This window comes from Sulfitobacter donghicola DSW-25 = KCTC 12864 = JCM 14565 (genome assembly GCF_000622405.1).
GTDB lineage: Bacteria > Pseudomonadota > Alphaproteobacteria > Rhodobacterales > Rhodobacteraceae > Sulfitobacter > Sulfitobacter donghicola.
Genome location: NZ_JASF01000005.1, coordinates 1,144,461 through 1,163,376, shown reverse-complemented (window position 1 = coordinate 1,163,376; position 18,916 = coordinate 1,144,461). Strand labels below are relative to the sequence as shown.

Annotated in this window: 20 protein-coding genes; 8 read left to right on the top strand and 12 right to left on the bottom strand. The window is 54.8% G+C overall.

The features are described 5' to 3' along the window. The first annotated feature begins 272 nt into the window (after positions 1-272). Positions 273-686 carry a DUF6010 family protein gene (locus Z948_RS0106530; protein ID WP_025058761.1) on the top strand — a complete coding sequence of 138 codons (414 nt, stop codon included), beginning with the start codon at positions 273-275 and terminating at the stop codon, positions 684-686. Positions 687-769: 83 nt separating this feature from the next. Here the strand turns inward: Z948_RS0106530 and Z948_RS0106525 are convergent, their stop codons facing one another. Then, positions 770-1,183, bottom strand: coding sequence for a hypothetical protein (locus Z948_RS0106525; protein WP_025058760.1), 414 nt, complete (start codon positions 1,181-1,183; stop codon positions 770-772). A gap of 226 nt (positions 1,184-1,409) precedes the next feature. Between Z948_RS0106525 and Z948_RS19195 the strand changes: the two genes are divergently transcribed. Beyond that, positions 1,410-2,666 carry a Hint domain-containing protein gene (locus Z948_RS19195; protein ID WP_025058759.1) on the top strand — a complete coding sequence of 419 codons (1,257 nt, stop codon included), beginning with the start codon at positions 1,410-1,412 and terminating at the stop codon, positions 2,664-2,666. A 6-nt stretch (positions 2,667-2,672) separates the two neighbouring features. Here the strand turns inward: Z948_RS19195 and Z948_RS0106515 are convergent, their stop codons facing one another. The 9 genes from Z948_RS0106515 to rbfA form a co-directional block, all read right to left on the bottom strand. Continuing rightward, positions 2,673-3,788 carry a serine/threonine protein kinase gene (locus Z948_RS0106515; protein ID WP_156023455.1) on the bottom strand — a complete coding sequence of 372 codons (1,116 nt, stop codon included), beginning with the start codon at positions 3,786-3,788 and terminating at the stop codon, positions 2,673-2,675. 107 nt (positions 3,789-3,895) lie between these two features. After that, on the bottom strand, positions 3,896-4,423 hold the full coding sequence (locus tag Z948_RS0106510) for a hypothetical protein (RefSeq protein WP_025058757.1): 528 nt from the start codon (positions 4,421-4,423) through the stop codon (positions 3,896-3,898). Positions 4,424-4,465: 42 nt separating this feature from the next. Beyond that, on the bottom strand, positions 4,466-6,385 hold the full coding sequence (locus Z948_RS0106505; RefSeq protein WP_025058756.1) for an OmpA family protein: 1,920 nt from the start codon (positions 6,383-6,385) through the stop codon (positions 4,466-4,468). 225 nt (positions 6,386-6,610) lie between these two features. Next, complete coding sequence (rpsO, locus tag Z948_RS0106500) at positions 6,611-6,880, bottom strand: 30S ribosomal protein S15 (RefSeq protein ID WP_025058755.1); 270 nt, start codon at positions 6,878-6,880, stop codon at positions 6,611-6,613. A 176-nt stretch (positions 6,881-7,056) separates the two neighbouring features. After that, a complete protein-coding gene (locus Z948_RS0106495; protein WP_025058754.1) occupies positions 7,057-8,118 on the bottom strand; it encodes a calcium-binding protein in 1,062 nt (353 codons plus the stop codon). 122 nt (positions 8,119-8,240) lie between these two features. Beyond that, a complete protein-coding gene (locus Z948_RS0106490; protein ID WP_025058753.1) occupies positions 8,241-8,747 on the bottom strand; it encodes a DUF1643 domain-containing protein in 507 nt (168 codons plus the stop codon). Positions 8,748-8,755: 8 nt separating this feature from the next. Then, entirely contained in the window at positions 8,756-9,667 is a 912-nt protein-coding gene (gene truB, locus Z948_RS0106485; protein WP_025058752.1) for a tRNA pseudouridine(55) synthase TruB, read from the bottom strand. A gap of 71 nt (positions 9,668-9,738) precedes the next feature. After that, positions 9,739-10,527: a phosphodiester glycosidase family protein gene (locus Z948_RS0106480; protein WP_052033050.1), complete on the bottom strand. Its 789-nt coding sequence runs from the start codon at positions 10,525-10,527 to the stop codon at positions 9,739-9,741. A gap of 23 nt (positions 10,528-10,550) precedes the next feature. Beyond that, positions 10,551-10,970: a 30S ribosome-binding factor RbfA gene (rbfA, locus tag Z948_RS0106475; protein ID WP_025058750.1), complete on the bottom strand. Its 420-nt coding sequence runs from the start codon at positions 10,968-10,970 to the stop codon at positions 10,551-10,553. Between the two features lie 88 nt (positions 10,971-11,058). Here rbfA and dapB point away from each other — a divergent pair, with 88 nt between their 5' ends. Further along, on the top strand, positions 11,059-11,874 hold the full coding sequence (gene dapB / locus Z948_RS0106470; protein WP_025058749.1) for a 4-hydroxy-tetrahydrodipicolinate reductase: 816 nt from the start codon (positions 11,059-11,061) through the stop codon (positions 11,872-11,874). Positions 11,875-11,893: 19 nt separating this feature from the next. On the opposite strand, the gene Z948_RS17885 is transcribed toward dapB, so the two are convergent. Continuing rightward, the gene (locus tag Z948_RS17885; RefSeq protein WP_025058748.1) at positions 11,894-12,124 is read right to left on the bottom strand and encodes a DUF1674 domain-containing protein; all 231 of its coding nucleotides are present in this window, start codon (positions 12,122-12,124) and stop codon (positions 11,894-11,896) included. 85 nt (positions 12,125-12,209) lie between these two features. On the opposite strand from Z948_RS17885, the gene Z948_RS0106460 reads away from it, so the two are divergent. Further along, on the top strand, positions 12,210-13,481 hold the full coding sequence (locus tag Z948_RS0106460; RefSeq protein ID WP_025058747.1) for an RsmB/NOP family class I SAM-dependent RNA methyltransferase: 1,272 nt from the start codon (positions 12,210-12,212) through the stop codon (positions 13,479-13,481). On the opposite strand, the gene Z948_RS0106455 is transcribed toward Z948_RS0106460, so the two are convergent. Further along, positions 13,478-14,221, bottom strand: coding sequence for a phosphate/phosphite/phosphonate ABC transporter substrate-binding protein (locus Z948_RS0106455; protein WP_245604559.1), 744 nt, complete (start codon positions 14,219-14,221; stop codon positions 13,478-13,480). The two genes, Z948_RS0106460 and Z948_RS0106455, sit on opposite strands and share 4 nt — an antisense overlap. 186 nt (positions 14,222-14,407) lie before the next feature. Between Z948_RS0106455 and Z948_RS0106450 the strand changes: the two genes are divergently transcribed. The 4 genes from Z948_RS0106450 to Z948_RS0106435 are packed head-to-tail and all read left to right on the top strand — an operon-like array spanning position 14,408 to position 18,851. Then, a complete protein-coding gene (locus Z948_RS0106450; RefSeq protein ID WP_025058745.1) occupies positions 14,408-16,162 on the top strand; it encodes a heparinase II/III family protein in 1,755 nt (584 codons plus the stop codon). A gap of 16 nt (positions 16,163-16,178) precedes the next feature. After that, the gene (purH, locus tag Z948_RS0106445) at positions 16,179-17,765 is read left to right on the top strand and encodes a bifunctional phosphoribosylaminoimidazolecarboxamide formyltransferase/IMP cyclohydrolase (RefSeq protein ID WP_025058744.1); all 1,587 of its coding nucleotides are present in this window, start codon (positions 16,179-16,181) and stop codon (positions 17,763-17,765) included. 16 nt (positions 17,766-17,781) lie between these two features. Continuing rightward, entirely contained in the window at positions 17,782-18,294 is a 513-nt protein-coding gene (gene lspA / locus Z948_RS0106440) for a signal peptidase II (RefSeq protein WP_025058743.1), read from the top strand. A 53-nt stretch (positions 18,295-18,347) separates the two neighbouring features. Then, complete coding sequence (locus tag Z948_RS0106435; protein ID WP_025058742.1) at positions 18,348-18,851, top strand: DUF3035 domain-containing protein; 504 nt, start codon at positions 18,348-18,350, stop codon at positions 18,849-18,851. The last annotated feature ends 65 nt before the right edge of the window (positions 18,852-18,916 follow it).

Here is an 18,916-nt window from a genome sequence, read left to right as displayed (position 1 = left end):
TGGCCCCCAACATCACGGGCGGCCCTTTGCATGGAGGGCGTATTCCCCCCGACCCCGTATTCTTGTTTGGTCGGCGCTGGGGTCCGAGCGCCGGCAAGTCGATGTCGCGCGTGTACAGCAGAATAGAAGCGATGGGAAGAGAGGGGTGTTTTGTCGGGCGTGTTGGTCTGCTTTGCAGTCGTTTCTGATCCAGAGGTGAACCTGTTCTGGGATCATGTAGCGCTATTTAGGCGCCAGTTGACTGCACAGCCTTAGTGTTGGATTGAAGACCTATGAACAAACAAAGCCATATCTTTGAGCGAATACCATTGACGTCTGGGTTGCTGCTAGGCGTATTGCCGTTGCCGATACACGTATTCATCCCGATCCAGTTATCTTATGAGCTTGCTGCGATCACGCTCGTCTTAATTGCAGGCATTTACATTGGATATGCTTTTAAGGATGGCCGCCCTAATACGGTGTTTCTGGAATTTTCTGTCGCTCTCGCATTTGCTGCGACTGCTTGGGTTGGCATGAATGGATATCCATTCATGATCATCGGTGCGCTTGTAGCACATGGATTTTGGGATTTGTTACACCTTAAGCTGATTAAGACGGACGTCCCACGTTGGTATATTCGCTTTTGTGTCATTTGCGATTGGGTAATGGCTGCGAGCCTAACCCTAATTTGGAGCTTCCTACCTTAGCGACAAAGCCGACATTTGAGGCAGGCACAGCACTATGTGCTTAGGGCTCAAAGTAGACCTTCGCGGATAGGTTTTTTATCCGCTCACGTTGTTTCTAAAAACTGATGCGCCTTTCTCAAGGCCTCTACCAGTGATGTTAGAAACCCTTCCGTCGTCACATCAATCAACGCCTTGCCTTCTTCGTCTTGCAGGGTGAACGGCTGGTCCGACAGCTTTTCCAGCTCACGATAGCTTTTGCCGTCGCCGTGTTTCAGAACGTTTGCAGCCAAATAATAGTGGAACACGGTTTGCGCGAGATCGGCGTGGCCCTCTGCCGCCAGCTTGTTCCGCAATTTTACAAAGAACGGGCCGCGGGCGAATTGGTGCTGTTGGCGGGCCTCAAAGGCGGAAACTGTTTCAACCGCGATTGTTTCGATTTCCTGAGCATCCGCATTGGGGTCGTTTGCGACCGCCTCGGCGTTGGCAAGCAATTGTGTAATGTCAGCTGGGGTGCTCATCGTGTTTTCCTTTGGTGACAGCTCCACCGCCATAGAGCGGATATCAAATGACTTCAATGATTTGGATTGCGCCATGGCGAAAGTGGCTGAGTTAACTTTTTGTTAATGCATGGGGCGGTTAGGACCACATTGTTTCTAATTTGATCTTAATTGTTTCCTAGGAAGGCCCGAATTCAACCCCATTGTTCAGTGATTGCTAACAATAGAACAGTTGAGGAATTCGCACATGGCCACGGTTGGCTATTATTCAATGTCTCACGGACAAGGTCTGGCGAGCCAGGTTGATGAGATTACAAACAACGGCGATACAGCCGTTAATGTAACTGTGCCTAACGCCGCTCAGTTGGCTTCGCTTGACTCCCTATATGTTGTGAATCCTAGCAACGGTGGTTTCGGATCTGAATACCTTGCAAACCTCGCCGATATTTCAGCGGCAGTGAACAATGGTCTAAACCTGATCATCTTTGACCGTTATGTCACCAATGCGCAAACGATCCTACCAGGTGGGTCAGGGATATCTTCGCTGCGCAATTTTGCCAGCGGAACAGACGTTAACGTTGCTGCCGGTGCGCCGTCTAGTTTTATCAACGGTCCGAACGGTACGATTACGGACAGTACTTTTGATGGGGGCAACTATTCAAACCATGGATACGTTACCATAGGGTCGCTTCCCCCTGGGGCGGTTCCGCTTTTGACGACTTCGAACCCGAATAACATTGTGGCATTCACCTATCCGGTAGGAGCGGGGAACGTATTTTATTCCACGATGCCGTTGGACTTTTATACAGGCACAAACCACTCTGCTATTACACCAGCAGATATTTTTACCTTGTTTGGGAACACTCAAGAGATCCTTTGTTTTACCCGCGGCGCGTTGATTGAAACCGTTAAGGGGCAATGCGAGGTTGAGCGGCTTAAGGTGGGTGATAAAATCCGCGTCGCCAGTGGTGGTTGCAAAAAAATCCGGTGGATTAGCTCTAGCAAAGTCAACGGCAGAACGCTTGAACGGCAGCCAAAGTTGCGGCCTGTTCGCATATGCGCTGGTGCTTTGGGTAACGGACTGCCCGAGCGGGATTTATTGGTGAGCCGCCAGCACAGGATGTTGGTGCAATCCAAAGTCGCCGAACGCATGTTTGGCACAACAGAGGCGCTGGTGGCGGCGATCCGCCTGACGGCATTACCTGGAATTTACGTGGATGAGCAGATCGAGGATGTGGAGTATTTCCACATCCTCTTTGACCATCATGAGATCATCTGGGCAGAAGGCGCGCCAAGCGAAAGCCTTTTTACAGGGCCAGAGGCGTTGAAATCCATTCCACCAGAAGCACGGATCGAAGTTGAAACGCTGTTCCCCGAACTATGCGCATTGGAGTATCAAGCAGCCCCTGCAGCGCTAATCCCGTCAGGTAAAGCCCAAAAGCAGCTCGTAGCCCGACACCTGAAAAACGCCAAAGCGATTTGCGGTGCGGCCTACGTGCATTAGCAGGCATTAACCCTTGAGGTTGGGGAAGTAATCCTCGCAGACGCCTTCGCGGTAAACATCAGCCGTGCAGCAATGCAATCCGCCACCAAACGCATAAGCGTCGCGCAGATCGACCTCGACGACCTCCATGCCCAGCTTATCCATCTGTTCGGCCTGATAAACTTCGGATTTTTCCACGCAGACCGTTTTCGGATCTAGCACAAGAACGTTCATCGACAGCCATGTAGAAGAATAGCACAGCGGTGGTGGCGAGTTATGCGCAGGGCCGGCGGCATCTACGATTTCCCATCCGTTGTCATTGTACATCTTGCGTTGTTCTTCGGGCAGTCGGCGATGCGGATTGTTAAGGATCAGCCCAGGGCGTAGGGGCGTAAAGGTCGCGTCGATGTGAATCGGATAGGGGTCGCCTGGGAAATTCACGGTATGCACACGGTGATCGGGGAAGTGGCGGCGCAGCCATTCGATCCCTTTGAGGTTCGTTGTGAACCCATGCTGAACAACCAAATCACGGCCAAACCGCAAGACGTCAGCGGCGTCAAACAAGGGCTCTTCTTCGGTTGTCACAAAGAATTTTTTGGCCGCCCATTCCAGCCGTTTTGCTTCGCCGATTTTTTCGGACAAATAGTCGGGATGATAATCCGCATCGGTCAGGCGCGGCTTTGGTGCGCTTTCATGACGAAAGTTCGGGTCTTCGTTGAAATACTGCTGCATCAATGGACGGTAGTTCAGGTATTCAAACCAACGGCAACGATAGGACATCGTAGCTTCCAACATTTCGGACCCAACCGTGAGCAGAACATCACGCGGCGGCATACAACCAAACTGGCTTTCGGTATGAAAATCCGGTGTTGTTGCGGGTAGGGAGTGGTCAATCGGTGTCGGGCGGTCCACGCGAACCCCGCGTTTCTCCAGCATGCTAGCAAAGTTATCCAACAGTTCGTTGGCGCGGTCGATGGTTTCCTGTGGCCGGCGGCCCCACTGGCCCCGCATATCACTGTCTTCGGGAACCTTGGCATCCAGTGCGGGTTCTTCTGGCGGGATGTGGCAATCATCTGCGCGGCCAACGATCACGTGTTTGAGGGGATCCCACTCATTCCAGCTGTTTACGATTGTTTTGGTCATAGGAGCCTCCATTAGATATTCACCTAATCGGTAGACAGAAATCTTGACCTACGCAAAGAAAAAGAGCGGCCATTGCTGACCGCTCTTTTTGACTAATTTTTGTTGGCTTATTTTGCAGCAAGAACCTTTGCCTGCTTTTGCCATTCATCGCGTGTTACACGCCCTTTGAAACCTTCGAGGTTGTTATCAACCCACGCAACTTCGGATGTGGTCCAAGAAGCGATTTGGTCAAAGTGGTAGTAACCAAGAGAATGCAGTAGTTTTTCCATTTTTGGGCCTACGCCGTTGATCAGCTGCAACTCATCAGCAGTTCCGCTGCGCGGAGCGGCTAGACCCTGAGGTTTGCTGGTCGGGCCAGTGTAGACTTCTTCGACAACGGCAGGTTCTGCAACCACAGGCGCGGCGACAGGGGCAATCGGGGCTGCAACCGGCTGAGCATCAGCTTGCGCTTCAAGCTTTGCTTTTTTGATTGTGCAAGTTTCAAGGTCTGCACGCAGGCGCTTGTTCTCATCGCGCATCGCTTCGATTTCACCGCTGGTGGGGCGACCGTAACGCCAGAGCAACCAGCCCAGCAACAACCCTAAAAGGAAGGCAACGAGCATGTAGAGGAATATTTGTGTCAAAAGGTAGGTCATGTTTTTTCCCTGAATATAAGTGTTTGATGGGGCGGGCGCGGATCAGCGCGCCTGCCATTCAAAAGAGATGCGGCGGTTTTGAGCGCGCCCTTCGGGTGTTTCATTGTCGCCAATAGGCTGAGCTTCGCCGTAGCCAACAGCCGTGAGAGCATCGGCTGGTACACCGCGATCAGACATGAATTTTACGATGGCTGTTGCACGCTGTTCGCTCAGGGCTTGGTTGGCTTCATCCGACCCTTGGCTGTCGGTATGACCTCCAACCTCTACACCCAGACCACTATCGGCACAGGCCAAGGCGATCCCTGTAAGGCGTTCCAAAACTTCTACCGAGTTATTGCGGATGTTGGCGGTGCCGCTGGAGAAGTTGATTTGGGCTGTTTCCAGAACCTCACCTGCACGGGCACTACATTGTGCTGCAAATTCCGATGAGCCAGCTGGAACATTGGCCGCCGCAACTGCGGGTTTGTTTTTGCGCAGGTCAGCGATGGTTGCATCTTTGCTTGCGATCACGGCCCCAAAGGCAGCTACCTCTGAGGCGAGGCCTTTGTTGCTCGTCTCAAGGGTTTCGATCTGGGCTGAAAGATCCGCCAGTTTTGATGTGTCTTGCGATTGATCTGCTAGGCGAGCGGTTAGATCGTCCACGGTGCCGTCACGGGTTTTCAGCGCTTCGGACAGTGTTGCTATTTGCCCTTCAGCTTCGGTCTGCATTTCATTCGCTTTTGCCACTTTGGCATCCAGCTCAGAAATCACAGCATCTTTTGCTGTGTTATCCGCGCTCAAGGTCTCTATCTGTGCGAGGGAAGCCGTTTGTGCAGTTGTCGCCTCATCCAGTTTGCCTTCAAGCTCGGTGATGGTGGCGCCACGTGCTGCAAGGTTCGCTGTCTGATCCGCGATCTGGGCGCGTAGCTCGGCACCCGTCTGGGCATCGCTGCTCATGGAAGCTTTTTGCGTTTCCAATTCGGCAGCAAGAGCAGCATTGTTCGCATTCAAATCTGTGACCTGAGTGTTCAGCGCTACAATTGTTGCGTCACGATCTGCCAATTCAGTGGTTGCCGATTCCAGAGCCGTTTGTGCATCCGACAATTCGCCACGCAATGTTGTGCTGTCAGATTGCGTATCATTCAAGCTGGCGCGCAACGCTTCTAGATCAGTAACCGCAGTGTCCCGCTCGTCCGTCAATGCGGCGATAGACGCTTCACCTTGTTCTACTGCTGTGTCGCGAGCCAAGGTCATTGCGGCCAAAGAGGTCGCCAAGGTGTCGCGTTCAGTACTAATCTCAGCAATGCTGTTGTCGCGATCTGCAACATCAGCCTGAAGTGCCGACAGCTGGCTAGAAAGGTCGGATTCAACAGTTGGCGCTGACACGAATGTTTGCCAACCCGCGCGATCCGCCACAGCGCTGCGCAAGGGCATTGCATCCCCATTTGCTGTGCCAGACAGCGTATAGCTATCAGGTGTCACAGAAAGAGTACCCGAAGACAGTTGACCCATCTGCGACAAGCCAAAACCAGCTTCGGAAGTCCACTCCCCATCAGTTGCACCTAGGGTCAAGCCATCAATGACTTCGCCCTGCGTGCCCTCGGCGGCAGCTCCAAGAAGGGCCACGCGGGCATCCTCAGAGGGAACAGTCCCGACCAGCTTGATCCCAGTTGCCGATTTTACAGCCTTCAAGTAACCCGCATTTTTTTGCATGGTCAGGCCGTCGATGGGGCCAAGAGCACCGTAGGTTTGATCAGCGGTGTTCAAATACGCAGCTTCGGTCGTTTCGTCGTTTACGATCCCGCTAAGCGTGACATGGCGACCGTTGACATCGATTTCGATTCCATTGGCGTCAGATTGAGCGAGATTGTCGGTAACGCGTTGTGTGATATCCGCTTCGATGGTCTCTGATTTGAACCAAAGCGCTGAATAAAAAGTGAGCAGCGTGGCGATCGCAACGCCTACAATTAAAATTGGCCTCATGGGGTCCCTCCGGTTGGTCCCCTATTTCCTTGCGAATAAGAGGCGCAGCTCGAAAGGTGAAAAACCCTTAGGATTTGTCATTTTGAAAAGCGTTTCGGAAAGGTGAGACTTCTACCAAAACGAAAAAAACTGCGCCCCAAGCAGAAGGCGCAGTTTTTAAATGTCTGTGTGCCAAGGCGTTCTTGGCGATCCGTAAACAAAAAATTCCCGAAGGAATTCTTATGATTAGCGGCGCAGGCCTAGACGTTTGATCAGGTCTTGGTAACGTGCTTCGTCTTTGGATTTTACATAGTCCAAAAGCTTGCGGCGCGTCGCAACCATTTTCAAAAGACCACGGCGGCCGTGGTTGTCTTTTTTGTGCGTTTTGAAGTGCTCGGTAAGCGTCGCGATGCGCGAGCTAAGAACAGCAACCTGTACTTCTGGGGAACCGGTATCGCCATCTTTGGCACCGAATTCTTTCATTACACGTGCTTTTTCTTCTTTCGTAATCGACATCGGGGTCTCCTTGTCAAAAAGGTTAAAAGGAATGGCGCAGGCCGGGATGTCGTCCAGCTCAGGCCCATGGAGGAATCGCAAACAAGCGTTAGCGATGGGGGCGTATAGGCGGGATTTCCCTGTTTGGCAAAGGAATACTGCGCGCTGGGCTGTATTTCTCTGCCAACGGGTTCTTGTTAGCTGGCGGCAAGCCCCAGATGGGTTGCTGTGCTAAGGGGGATCAACGCGATATCGCTGGGCAATAGATCGTTTCCATTCACCGTCGCAACAACGGCGCCATCCAACATGACAAGGCTCTGGTCTTCATTTTCAGGATCAAAGGTGATCTGAATCTGGGGTTCGTTTTCGGAACCGACGCTATCGTCCCAAATTAGAACAAGGTTGTCTTCCAATGGCGAGAAATCAGTCACTTGGGCGGATTCACCGGAAGCCAGCCAATCCCCGAGAACGATTTCGTCTGCACCGTCTCCGGCCGTCACAATGTCACCTGCGCCGACAAGGATGCTGTCATCGCCACCGCCGCCATTCAGGAAATCGCTATCATCGCCATCATTGCCATTCGCATCACGCATCAAGCCACTTAAAACATCGTCGCCCCAGCCACCAAATAGCGCATCGGATCCAAATCCGCCGATTAAGGTATCGTCGTCCAAACCACCCTGAAGAGTGTCTTCTCCATTTTCACCAGATAAGTGATCATTGCCTGCGGAGCCTTGAAGGGCATCAGAACCGGCACCGCCGTATAATGCGTCTTCGGCGTTATGACCAAACAGGATATCATCCTCGTCACCACCAAAAATCGCATCATTTCCGCCATCGCCATGCAGCGTGTCGTTCCCTGCGTCACCGGACAGAACATCATCGCCAGCGTCACCGTGCAATTCGTCATCGCCATCGCCGCCGACGAGCGTATCCTCGCCCTCAAACCCGCGAATGTTGTCATCTTGGACAGTGCCGCGTGTTTCGCCACCGGATTGCGATCCGTCAATCAAAATCACCGCTTCAGTCGATTCGGGGTCTGGGGGATCAAGTAAAGCGGCGTCGTCACCGCCACGCGGATCATAGTCCGCCTCAAAGTTATCTGCTGGCAAGATAAAGGAAGTAGCATCTTCTGTGGGTTCGGCTGCGTCATCGACCGCATCGACGTTTTCGTCGTCTTCATCCCTAAGAAACTGGGGATCAATAAAGGTGACAGTCCCTACTGCCATCAACCCCATCAATCCAGCTAGCCAAAGCATATCATAACCTTCATCGTTTGTGTTTCTAGAACACGGTGATTAACGCAGAATTACCCCGAATCGTCAAAACAGTAAGGGGAAAAAGGTTAACGACGGATGAGAGTTGCCCAATTTGGGGCCAATCACACCCAATGAACGGGTTGAACGCTATAAGAGAGGTACAAAGGGTGCCGTGGGTGCCCTGCCTTGGTCAGGCCAAGATGAAAAAGCCGATGCCCGCCCGCCCGTAAACGGGAGGCAACCGCAGGCCCATGCCCCCTATGTTCACCATGCACACCCCACGCAGCAATCAGCGTATCGGCCCAAACCGCAGCTTGTTCCAGCGCGGCGGCATTATCTGGGCCTTCGGGATCATCGGCCGCGCGCATGTCGCGCGGATCAGTTGCGCGAATGGCAAAGATGTTTACGGCCCGAAACCCACCAAACCCTAGACGCCGCGCGCGTTGTTCACAGCGCTCGATCGTGGGATCGTTTTGGACTTCGGTCGCGGTTGAGGGGTTGAGCATGACAAAGGCGACCCGCGGCGCGTTCTTATCCCACACGCGGGTCAGACTATAGCGATAGGTTTCACAGTCCGAATAGACGGCAGTAGAAGGGGCGTCACCTTTGGTATGGCTGCGGGTAATCAAGGGGCCGTTTACGCGGGCAGGTTAAAAACGCGCGAGGGATGAAGCTCGCCCGATTTGAAAATGCCAACAGCAACCGCAGTCCCCTCGTGAGAGGCCCAGCATTCGTCGCCGTATTCTACGTCGTTTGCGAAAACCATGCCGGGGTTCCCATTGCGTAGCTTGATTGCGCCATCGCTGCTGGCGGTGACTTGGGGCAATTCCTGCAGCCCCAATTCCAAAGGCCCGATGAATTCATCCAAGGCGGGCGTTGTGGCTAATTCCTCGACCTGATCCAGAGTGATGGCATTGGCCACGTCAAACGGGCCTGACCATGTGCGGCGCAGTTCGCGTACGTGGCCTTTGCAGCCCAGAACCTCGCCAAGATCACGAGCGATCGAACGAACATAGCCGCCTTTGCCACACACCATTTCCAGCGTGACGTGATCCGCGTCAGGACGGTCCATCAAGATCAGGCTTTCGACGAACAACGGTCGCGCCGCAATCTCCATCGTCTCGCCGTCACGGGCACGCTTATAGGCACGTTCACCGTCGATTTTGACGGCAGAAAACTGCGGGGGAACTTGTTCGATGTCACCTACAAACTGGTTCAACGCTTCCTTGATGGCAGCGTCATCAGGGCGGATATCGGTTGTTTCCAATACTTCGCCTTCGGCATCATCAGTGTTTGTAGAAACCCCAAGGCGGACGGTGAATTCGTACGCTTTCAACGCGTCGGTGATAAAGGGCACGGTTTTTGTCGCTTCGCCCAATGCAACGGCCAAAACACCGGTCGCATCTGGGTCTAACGTGCCAGCATGGCCTGCTTTGCGCGCATCAAATGCCCAACGCACCTTGTTGACGACAGCGGTCGACGTAGGGCCTGCGGGTTTGTCGATAATAACCCAGCCAGAGATGTCGCGCCCTTTGCGTTTACGTGCCATGTTTTGTCCTTGGAAAAATGTCGTGTTGGTGGGCCGTTTTGCAGATTGCGTTCACGGGTGCAACGGCTGGCCTAATCTTGGACCGGAATATCTGAAGGTTTCTCGGATGGATCGGCGTTCTCTTCGGGCGCCGGAGGAGGGGTTTCGCCCTCGACAACGGCAATGATAGGGCCAAGCGCGCCAAACCCGATATCGCTTCGCCCGATGTCTGGGGCATGTAATCGCGAGACATTTCCGTCAAAATACAAGGCGTTGCGGATTTTCAGATGATCCCGAAAAACACGGCCGAAGGTATGGAAATTCACAGGGCTGTTGGAAATCACAAAGGTTGCCAGCTCTCCGTCATCACTGGTGCCAACGCCATTTCGAACATACAGCGAGGTCGAGTTTTCAAGGAAACGGGGGTGCAAGGCTCCGTCGATCACCAGCATCGGGCCAGACTGAGTCGCGCTGACGCAATCGGGTTGCTCGGCTTCGTACTGCAAAGTTTCGATCACATCAGCCCGGCGCGGGCGCAAACATAACACGCCATTAGGGAGCAGCCCAAAGTTACCCGGACCTGCGTTGGTAATCAGCCGCTGGGAAGTTTCACCATCTTCGATATACAGCCCAACAGGTGAGCGATCATCGTGATACATTCCTGCATTCGCAGCAAACCCTAGGGAAAACCCTTTGTCCTCAAGCGCGGCATCCAGCGTGCCGAAATACCCATAGGGGCGACCGCTGACTGGTTCATACAGGAATAGCCTGAGCACATCTTGGGTGAGGTCAACGTCACAGATCGCGTATTCAACGCCGTCGAAAACCTCTTCGCGACAGGTCGCCGCCTGCGCGGTCTGTCCAAGCAGTAGCAGCGTCATCGCTGCCAAGGCAGCGCGCCACATCACGTTTCAGGTGCTTCTTCGTCAGGGGCATCCGCATCACGGCGCACGACATCCTGCGCCAGCATCCGGCGCGTTTCGTCCATCTGGTCGAAGGTACGATCAAGTTGAAAGCGCAGCTCGGGCGAGAATTTCAACGTGAGCTTTTTGGCGACCTGACGGCGCAACTCGTATTTGTTGCGCGCAAGGATCTTTAGAACATCGTCCTGACCAATTCCGCCCAAGGGTAGCACATATGCGGTTGCGACCTTCAGGTCATTTGACGTGCGAACCTCACCCACGGTGATGGACATACGGTTGAGGTCGGGATCATGCACATCGCCACGCGCTAAAACATCGCTTAGGGCGCGGCGAATGGTTTCGCCGACACGAAGCTGTCGTTGGGTGGGGCCTGCGCCATCATGAGATTTGTTCTTTGCCATAGTTTCCATCTAAGGGGTCTGAACTTCTTTGCCAAGGACGAGCGTGCAGGATAAACCCCAGTTTAATAGATCAAGCGGAGCACAGCACATGACACAATCAATAGGTATCGCCATCACAGGCGTTTCGGGGCGTATGGGCCAAATGCTGGCGCGTGAGGTCATTGCGCACCCTGAAATGCATCTGGCGGGTGGTATCGAACGCTCTGGCCATGATTGGATCGGGCAGGATCTGGGCGAGGCAATGGGTGGCACGGCAACAGGCGTTATCGTTACGGATAACGCGGCCGAGGGCTTTGCCAATGCAAAAGCCGTTATCGATTTTACCGCGCCGGTGGCCACAATCGCCTTTGCCGCTGCGGCGGCGGAAGCAGGGATTGTTCACGTGATCGGAACCACGGGGATGACAGCCGATGAGATTGCGCAGCTAAAGGCGCCAGCATCCCGTGCTGTCATCGTGCGGGCGGGCAACATGAGCCTCGGCGTGAACTTGCTCACCCTGCTGACGCGCAAGGTGGCGGCTGCGCTGGACGAGGATTTTGACATCGAAATTATCGAATCACATCACAATCAAAAGGTAGACGCGCCATCAGGCACCGCCCTGATGCTGGGCGAAGCTGCGGCCGAAGGGCGCGGTGTTGCCTTGGCCGAGGTGAGCGATTCGGGTCGTGACGGCATTACCGGCGCACGCAAACGCGGCGATATCGGGTTTTCCGCCATTCGCGGTGGCGACATCGTCGGAGAGCATGACGTGATGTTTGCAGGTGCAGGCGAACGTATCGTTCTGCGCCACATCGCTTCGGATCGCTCGTTGTTTGCGCGGGGCGCTCTCAAGGCTGCTCTTTGGGGGCAGGGGCGTGACGCGGGTGAGTATGATATGCTGGATGTTTTAGGTCTGTCCGATTGATCGAGGGCTCGCGGTGGCCTTAAAAATCTACCGCGATTCCCTTTTTCTCCCAATCGCCATAGCGCACAGGTTCTGGGCCATTGCGCCCGCCTAGTTCGGGCGGCAGGTCTACAGCTTGGGCAGCTTTGCGACGCTCTTCGGCTTCGGCAAGGGCCCGTTGAGCGGCTGGAGGCAGCTCTGGTTTCGCCGCGGTTTCTGTATCTGGGGCGTCAACATCGGTCGTATTCGGGTCAGTTGGTTCGTTTGCCATGGGGCGTTCCTTTCTCAACTCACCCTTGATATACAGCGCGCCTTGCCCCAGACAACCGCCAGACCGCCTAGAGAAAGCTCAAATTATGTCAGACACCGGCGTATCCGCCCGTAAATCAGCCGTATTCCTCCTCGATCAGATATTGGGAGAGGGCAAGCTGATGTCAGAACTGCTGGGTGCTGGCGTGTTAGATCGGTTGCCGCCGGATGATCGTGCACGTGCGCAACGCCTTGCGCAGGATACTCTGCGCGGGCTGGAACGGGCTGATCGCATTTTGCAAAAGCACCTCAATAAATACCCGCCCCTGACGGTGCGTAATGCCTTGCGTGTTGGCACGGTTGAGCTGTGCACAGGCGGCGCAGCGCATGGAGTGGTGAACGCGATGGTTTCTGTTGTTGCGGGCGATCGCCACCTGAGTCACCTGAAGGGCCTGACAAACGCTGTGCTGCGCAAGGTCGCCGCTGATGGTCCAGATGCATGGACAGCGCGCCGCGCGCCGCGTTTGCCGAAATGGTTGCGTGGCCCGCTGGTCGAAGCATGGGGTGCCGATGCAATGGCCGCTATTGAAAGCGCGCATTTCAAAGGTGCTCCGCTAGACCTAAGCGCAAAAGGCGACGCCGCTGAATTGGCCGAGCGGCTTGAGGCGACGCTGCTGCCGACTGGATCGGTGCGTGTGTATGGCGGTGGTCAGGTTTCGGCGATGGAAGGGTTTGCCGAGGGCGACTGGTGGGTGCAAGACGCCGCCGCCGCCTTGCCCGCAAAAATTCTAAACGCCCAAGAGGGTGAACTGGTGCTGGACCTTTGCGCCGCACCAGGTGGCAAAACCATGCAGTTGGCGACCACTGGCGCCGAAGTGCGCGCGGTGGACGATAACCACTCCCGAATGCAGCGGGTAAAGGAAAACCTGACCCGTACAGGGCTAAAGGCCCGCACCTTTATCAAAGACGCCCGCCAGTTTCAGGGCGAGTTTGATGCGATCCTTTTGGACGCCCCATGCTCGGCGACTGGCACAATCCGCCGCCACCCCGATCTGCCACACGCCAAAGACGGTTCCGAATTCGGTGAATTGATCGCGCTGCAAGAAGAGTTGCTGGATCACGCGTGGTCTATCCTGAAACCGGGTGGGCGGATGGTGTTTTGTACCTGCAGCCTGTTGCCTGATGAGGGAGAAGTGCAGATCGACGAAGCACTGGAACGCCACGGTGATATGACCGTCGATCGAGATGCCTTAGACCTACCAGGTATTGATCCGGCATGGATTTCATCTGAAGGCGGTTTGCGCCTGCGCCCTGACTTCTGGGCAGAACAAGGCGGCATGGACGGGTTCTATATCGTTTGCCTTCGTAAACAGGCCTAAACGGTAGCCACTGCTGGCGGGGTTGGGATGCTAAGGTATGTTTCCTTGGGGATAAGCACCAATCCCTTCAAATCCAATGTCTGCGCGATGTCGCTAGGCAATTCGTTTATCGCCTCTTGAACCGCATCAAAAACGATCTGGGGATTTAGGTTGGCATTTGTAATATAGGGCAACCCCGGAGTTGGGGCGGTATGTTCTATCACCCGAAGATGTTCCGAAAAGCTCTCATAACGCTGGATGAGCCGCCATGTCTGGGCGTCCAATGATGCGATGTCTGCCTCCCCTTCGGCCACCATTTGGGCCGAACGCAGATGGCCCCCACTGGCGATGCGGTTTTTGAACCAAAAACCATAGGGTTGAAGATGGGTATAGATCGCAGCGTATCCTGATTGCGAATGGTTCATGTTGAATGCGAATCTTGCGTTCTGATAATCATGTAAATCTGCTCTGGGATCATCTTGTCTGATTACAATGGCGCTATTGTAATACCCTGCCGGACAGCCTTCTAACCCGTAGTCAGGTGTGCCAACTAGTTGAACGGTATCCTTCAGCTTGGTCCGAAAGGGCATGCCGCAGGTTTGGCTGAAAACCATATCTGGATCTTTCCAAACTGCGAACTCACCCGCAGTTTGGGCCAGCGTAGCAGGCGCATTTATCCCGCGTTTGAAAAGGTTTGCACGAATTGTCTGCCAATACAGGTTGTTGGCGGTTTCCAACTCAGGGCGGGAATACATCATCATTGAAGCTATCATGAGATGAGGCTGTAACTTTCATCGGGGTAGGGCAAGATCGAATTTCGCACTTAGGCTCAGGCGGCAGACCGCCGAAAGAAATAGCCGCGCAATAATCCGCCGGAAAGTCGGTGACACCTCCAGTCGGTCAGGTTAAGCTGCACAAAACGCCAGCAGAGCGTATAGGCAGAGCATATGACCCAAGTTTCCCAGTTTAACGCGTATCGCACGCGTTTCTTGAACAAATGGCACGCCCGTGCGGCCGCACGCGCGCGTGGGCAGGCCAATGGCTTTGTCTCGTCCCCCGAACCGCGCACAATCGGGTCTTTTGCGCGTGGGCGCCAGCTTGCCGCTGGGAATTATTTGTTTGCGGGCAATTTGATCTCGGCGCCCGATACGTCCCCTTGGCAGTTGGAAGCACCAGATGCGGCATTTTCAGAGGCGTTGCACGGGTTTGCGTGGTTGGACGATTTGGCGGCAGTTGGCGATATGGCGTCACGCCATGCAGCGCAGAAATGGCTGTGGCAATGGATTGACCAATTTGGCAATGGTCGCGGACCAGGTTGGACACCTGACCTAACGGGGCGTCGTCTAATTCGGTGGATTAACCACGCCCTTTTCGTTCTGAATGGCGTGGGCGAGAATGCCCCCGACAGCAAAGCGTTTTATCGTTCTTTAACGCAGCAAACGCAGTTTCTATCCAAACGCTGGCATGCCGCCGCACCGGGGCTGGCGCGGTTCGAGGCCCTCACGGGGCTGATCTATGCTGGGCTTTCCTTGGAGGGGCTGGAAGGCCTTGCCGATCCCGCGATCAAAGCGCTGTCAAAGGAATGCGAAGCCCAGATCGACGAGCAAGGCGGGCTGCCAACACGAAACCCCGAAGAGCTGCTGGACGTCTTTACGTTGCTAACATGGGCAGCAGCGGCCCTTTCGGACGCGGGGCGCGGCACACCGCAGCCCCACCTTGCGGCGATTGAGCGGATCGCACCCACGCTGCGCACCTTACGCCACTCTGATGGCAGCCTCGCGCGGTTCCATGGTGGCGGACGAGGGGCGGAAGGCTGGCTGGATCATGCGCTCGCCTCATCCGGAGTGCGCACGATGCAACCCGAAGGCCTGTCGATGGGCTATGCCCGCCTTTCAGCGGGGCGCACCAGTATTATTGTCGATGCCAGCCCCCCTCCGGGTGGGGCGGCCTCCGCAAATGCCCATGCCTCTACTTTGGCGTTTGAACTTACCTCTGGTCGGCGCCCGCTGATTGTAAACTGCGGTTCTGGCGCTTCGTTTGGTCTGGATTGGCGGCGCGCTGGGCGGGCAACCCCGTCGCACTCGGCGCTTAGCTTGGGTGGTTATTCGAGCGCGCGATTGGATGTTGCCGACCGGCGAACAGGGGTTGAGGCGCTCATTGATGGGCCAACCCATGTGCCTGTGGAAATCACACCGGTTAGTGACGGAATGAAGTTTCAGGGAGGGCATGACGGCTATGTCCTGACTCATGGTCTGACTCACGCCCGCACATTGGAGCTGACACATGATGGTCGCGCTGTTGCAGGCGAAGATATGCTACTTGCGATGGAAGATGTCGAAAAAAAGCGTTTTGACCGCGCATTGGACAAAACCAAATTAAAAGGGCTGTTGTTCGAGATCCGCTTTCACCTACACCCTGAGGTCGACGCGACATTGGACCTAGGCGGGGCTGCTGTCTCGATGGCGTTAAAGTCTGGTGAGATATGGGTTTTTCGGCACGATGGAACAACGGATCTAAAGGTGGAGGCAGGCGCATATCTGGAAACGACACGCCTGAAACCACGCGCAGCGCAGCAAATTGTCCTGACGGGACGTGCGATAAATCCTGCCACTCGGGTCAGGTGGTCCTTGTCCAAAGCGCAGGAAACTGCGATTGGCGTGCGTGATTTAGAACGGGATGACCCGTTTCTTGAGGACGAATGACCAAAGGAGCCCTGCCATGGCTAATCTTCACCCTGTAAAACGCGCCCTTCTTTCCGTATCTGACAAGACCGGATTGGTCGACTTTGGACGCGCCCTTGCCGCGCGCGGGGTTGAATTGCTATCGACTGGCGGAACAGCCAAGGCCCTGCGCGAAGCGGGGCTGGAAGTGAAAGACGTTTCCGAGGTCACAGGGTTCCCTGAAATGATGGATGGCCGCGTTAAAACGCTTCACCCCGTTGTGCACGGTGGCCTGTTGGCGCTGCGCGATAACGAAAACCATGTGGGCGCGATGCAGGAGCACGGCATTGGCGAGATCGACCTTGTGGTTGTGAACCTTTATCCATTCGAAGAAACCGTTGCCAAAGGCGCGGAATATGACGAAGTGATCGAAAATATCGACATTGGCGGCCCCGCCATGATCCGATCCGCTGCAAAGAACCACGGTTTTGTCAGCGTCATCGTAGATGTCGAAGATTACACGCCCTACCTAGAAGAGCTTGAGGCCAATGATGGCCAGACAACTTATGCTCTGCGCCAACGTTTTGCCCAAACAGCATATGCGCGCACAGCGGCTTATGACACAGCTGTGAGCACGTGGATGGCCGAAGCCGTTGGTGGTACGCCGCGCCGCCGCACGTTCGGCGGCACGCTGACACAGACATTGCGTTACGGTGAAAACCCGCACCAGCAGGCGGCGTTCTACACCGATGGTTCTTCGCGTGCTGGCGTGGCCACCGCACAGCAGCATCAGGGCAAAGAGCTAAGCTATAACAACATCAACGACACAGACGCTGCATTTGAGCTGGTGTCGGAATTTGCGCCAGAAAACGGCCCTGCCGTAGCGATTATCAAACACGCGAACCCCTGTGGCGTAGCAACAGGCGCAACAATGGCCGAGGCCTATAACCGTGCCTTTGATTGCGACCGCACCAGCGCGTTCGGTGGGATTATCGCCCTGAACCAAACGCTGGATGCCGCGACAGCCGAGGCGATCACAGGTATCTTTACCGAGGTCGTAATCGCTCCAGACGCCGATGCCGACGCCATTGCGATCTTTGAGAAAAAGAAAAACCTGCGCTTGTTGACGACTGGCGGTTTGGCCGATCCAACAACCGCCCGTCTGGCGCCGCGTCAGGTTTCTGGTGGCTGGCTGGTTCAGGACCGCGACATTGGCCGCATCAGCATGGATGACCTCAAGGTTGTGACAAAACGTCAACCAACGGATCAAGAGCTAAGCGATATGTTGTTTGCATGGACCGTTGCAAAACACGTGAAATCAAATGCCATCATCTATGTTAAAGACGGGGCAACCGTTGGCGTTGGCGCTGGGCAAATGAGCCGCGTTGACAGCACACGCATCGCCGCGCGCAAGGCAGTTGATATGGCCGAAGCCATGGGCCTGCCAGCGCCGTTGACCAAAGGGTCGGTTGTGGCATCAGATGCGTTCTTCCCCTTTGCTGATGGCCTGATAACAGCAGCCGAAGCAGGCGCAACGGCCTTGATCCAGCCAGGTGGCTCGATGCGTGATGATGAAGTGATCGCGGCGGCGGATGAAGCAGGTTTGGCCATGGTCTTTACGGGCATGCGCCACTTCCGCCACTGATAGGAGTATTAACGCAATGCGGATGATCTTTTGGGCAGGCTTTTGGGCCTTTGTGATCGACCAGATCAGCAAATATGTGGTGATCCACATGATGGAGCTTGCCCGCATCCGTAGTATTGACGTTTTGCCCCCCCTTCTAAATTTCCGCTATGGCGAAAACCGCGGGATAAATTTCGGCCTTTTGGCCGATGGATCCGACCTAAGCCGTTGGATTTTGATTTCTTTAGCGATTGCGATTTGCATCGCTATTCTGATCTGGGCGCGCAAAAATGCGCCCAGACCCATCGCCAAGGTAAGCGCGGGTTTGCTGGTTGGTGGTGCTTTGGCAAATGTTGTAGATCGTTTGATCTATGGCTATGTCCTTGATTTTCTTAATATGTCTTGCTGTGGGATTAACAATCCCTTTGTGTTTAACCTTGCTGATGTCTTCATTTTTGCTGGTGCTCTGGGGCTGATTTTTTTCGCAGAAGGTGACGATAAGCCAAGCAAAAACAAGCCGCGTAATTCGAAGGCGAAAAAAGCTGGGTGACAATGTGGCCCCGCCTGCGATATTGAATGGCAACGGTGGTCTGGAGGCCTTTGATGCGTAAACTTGCTATCTTGCTTGTACTACCTGCTTTGATCGCAGGCTGTGCTAACGTGGGCCTTCGCGATTTGAAGAGTACGTCAAAAGGGCCGGATGAGTTCGGCATCAAACCTGTCGCCTCTTTGGAAGAACCAACAAGCTATTCAGAATTACCCGCGCCGACACCTGGTGGGACAAATCGGGTTGATCGTTCTGCCTTGGCTGAGGGTGCTCAGGCGCTAGGTGGGAATTTGGGCGATAGCAACGGACCAATCCCAGCGCGCGACAGTGCTTTGGTGCAGCACGCCAGCCGTTTAGGCGTCAGCCCGAACATCCGTAAGACACTAGCCGAGAGCGATGCCGCCTTCCGCAAGCGTAAGGCGCGGTTCACGCAATATCGTATTGTGCCCGTCGATCGTTACAATCAGGCGTACAAACGTCAGGCGCTAGACGCCCAAGCCGAACAAAACCGCTGGCGTCGTGCTGGCGCACGCACTCCATCCGCGCCTCCAGCGAACTGATATCTTATTACATATCTGTGATAATTCACCACGCGGCTTGAACCCCAGCGTGCATGGCGTACCTA

Bases quoted from the DNA above. Each gene is read 5' to 3' on its own strand.
- Z948_RS0106530 (WP_025058761.1), top strand. From the start codon at position 273: ATGAACAAACAAAGCCATATCTTTGAGCGAATACCATTGACGTCTGGG.
- Z948_RS0106525 (WP_025058760.1), bottom strand. From the start codon at position 1,183: ATGAGCACCCCAGCTGACATTACACAATTGCTTGCCAACGCCGAGGCG.
- Z948_RS19195 (WP_025058759.1), top strand. From the start codon at position 1,410: ATGGCCACGGTTGGCTATTATTCAATGTCTCACGGACAAGGTCTGGCG.
- Z948_RS0106515 (WP_156023455.1), bottom strand. From the start codon at position 3,788: ATGACCAAAACAATCGTAAACAGCTGGAATGAGTGGGATCCCCTCAAA.
- Z948_RS0106510 (WP_025058757.1), bottom strand. From the start codon at position 4,423: ATGACCTACCTTTTGACACAAATATTCCTCTACATGCTCGTTGCCTTC.
- Z948_RS0106505 (WP_025058756.1), bottom strand. From the start codon at position 6,385: ATGAGGCCAATTTTAATTGTAGGCGTTGCGATCGCCACGCTGCTCACT.
- rpsO (WP_025058755.1), bottom strand. From the start codon at position 6,880: ATGTCGATTACGAAAGAAGAAAAAGCACGTGTAATGAAAGAATTCGGT.
- Z948_RS0106495 (WP_025058754.1), bottom strand. From the start codon at position 8,118: ATGCTTTGGCTAGCTGGATTGATGGGGTTGATGGCAGTAGGGACTGTC.
- truB (WP_025058752.1), bottom strand. From the start codon at position 9,667: ATGGCACGTAAACGCAAAGGGCGCGACATCTCTGGCTGGGTTATTATC.
- Z948_RS0106480 (WP_052033050.1), bottom strand. From the start codon at position 10,527: ATGACGCTGCTACTGCTTGGACAGACCGCGCAGGCGGCGACCTGTCGC.
- rbfA (WP_025058750.1), bottom strand. From the start codon at position 10,970: ATGGCAAAGAACAAATCTCATGATGGCGCAGGCCCCACCCAACGACAG.
- dapB (WP_025058749.1), top strand. From the start codon at position 11,059: ATGACACAATCAATAGGTATCGCCATCACAGGCGTTTCGGGGCGTATG.
- Z948_RS17885 (WP_025058748.1), bottom strand. From the start codon at position 12,124: ATGGCAAACGAACCAACTGACCCGAATACGACCGATGTTGACGCCCCA.
- Z948_RS0106460 (WP_025058747.1), top strand. From the start codon at position 12,210: ATGTCAGACACCGGCGTATCCGCCCGTAAATCAGCCGTATTCCTCCTC.
- Z948_RS0106455 (WP_245604559.1), bottom strand. From the start codon at position 14,221: ATGATGATGTATTCCCGCCCTGAGTTGGAAACCGCCAACAACCTGTAT.
- Z948_RS0106450 (WP_025058745.1), top strand. From the start codon at position 14,408: ATGACCCAAGTTTCCCAGTTTAACGCGTATCGCACGCGTTTCTTGAAC.
- purH (WP_025058744.1), top strand. From the start codon at position 16,179: ATGGCTAATCTTCACCCTGTAAAACGCGCCCTTCTTTCCGTATCTGAC.
- lspA (WP_025058743.1), top strand. From the start codon at position 17,782: ATGCGGATGATCTTTTGGGCAGGCTTTTGGGCCTTTGTGATCGACCAG.
- Z948_RS0106435 (WP_025058742.1), top strand. From the start codon at position 18,348: ATGCGTAAACTTGCTATCTTGCTTGTACTACCTGCTTTGATCGCAGGC.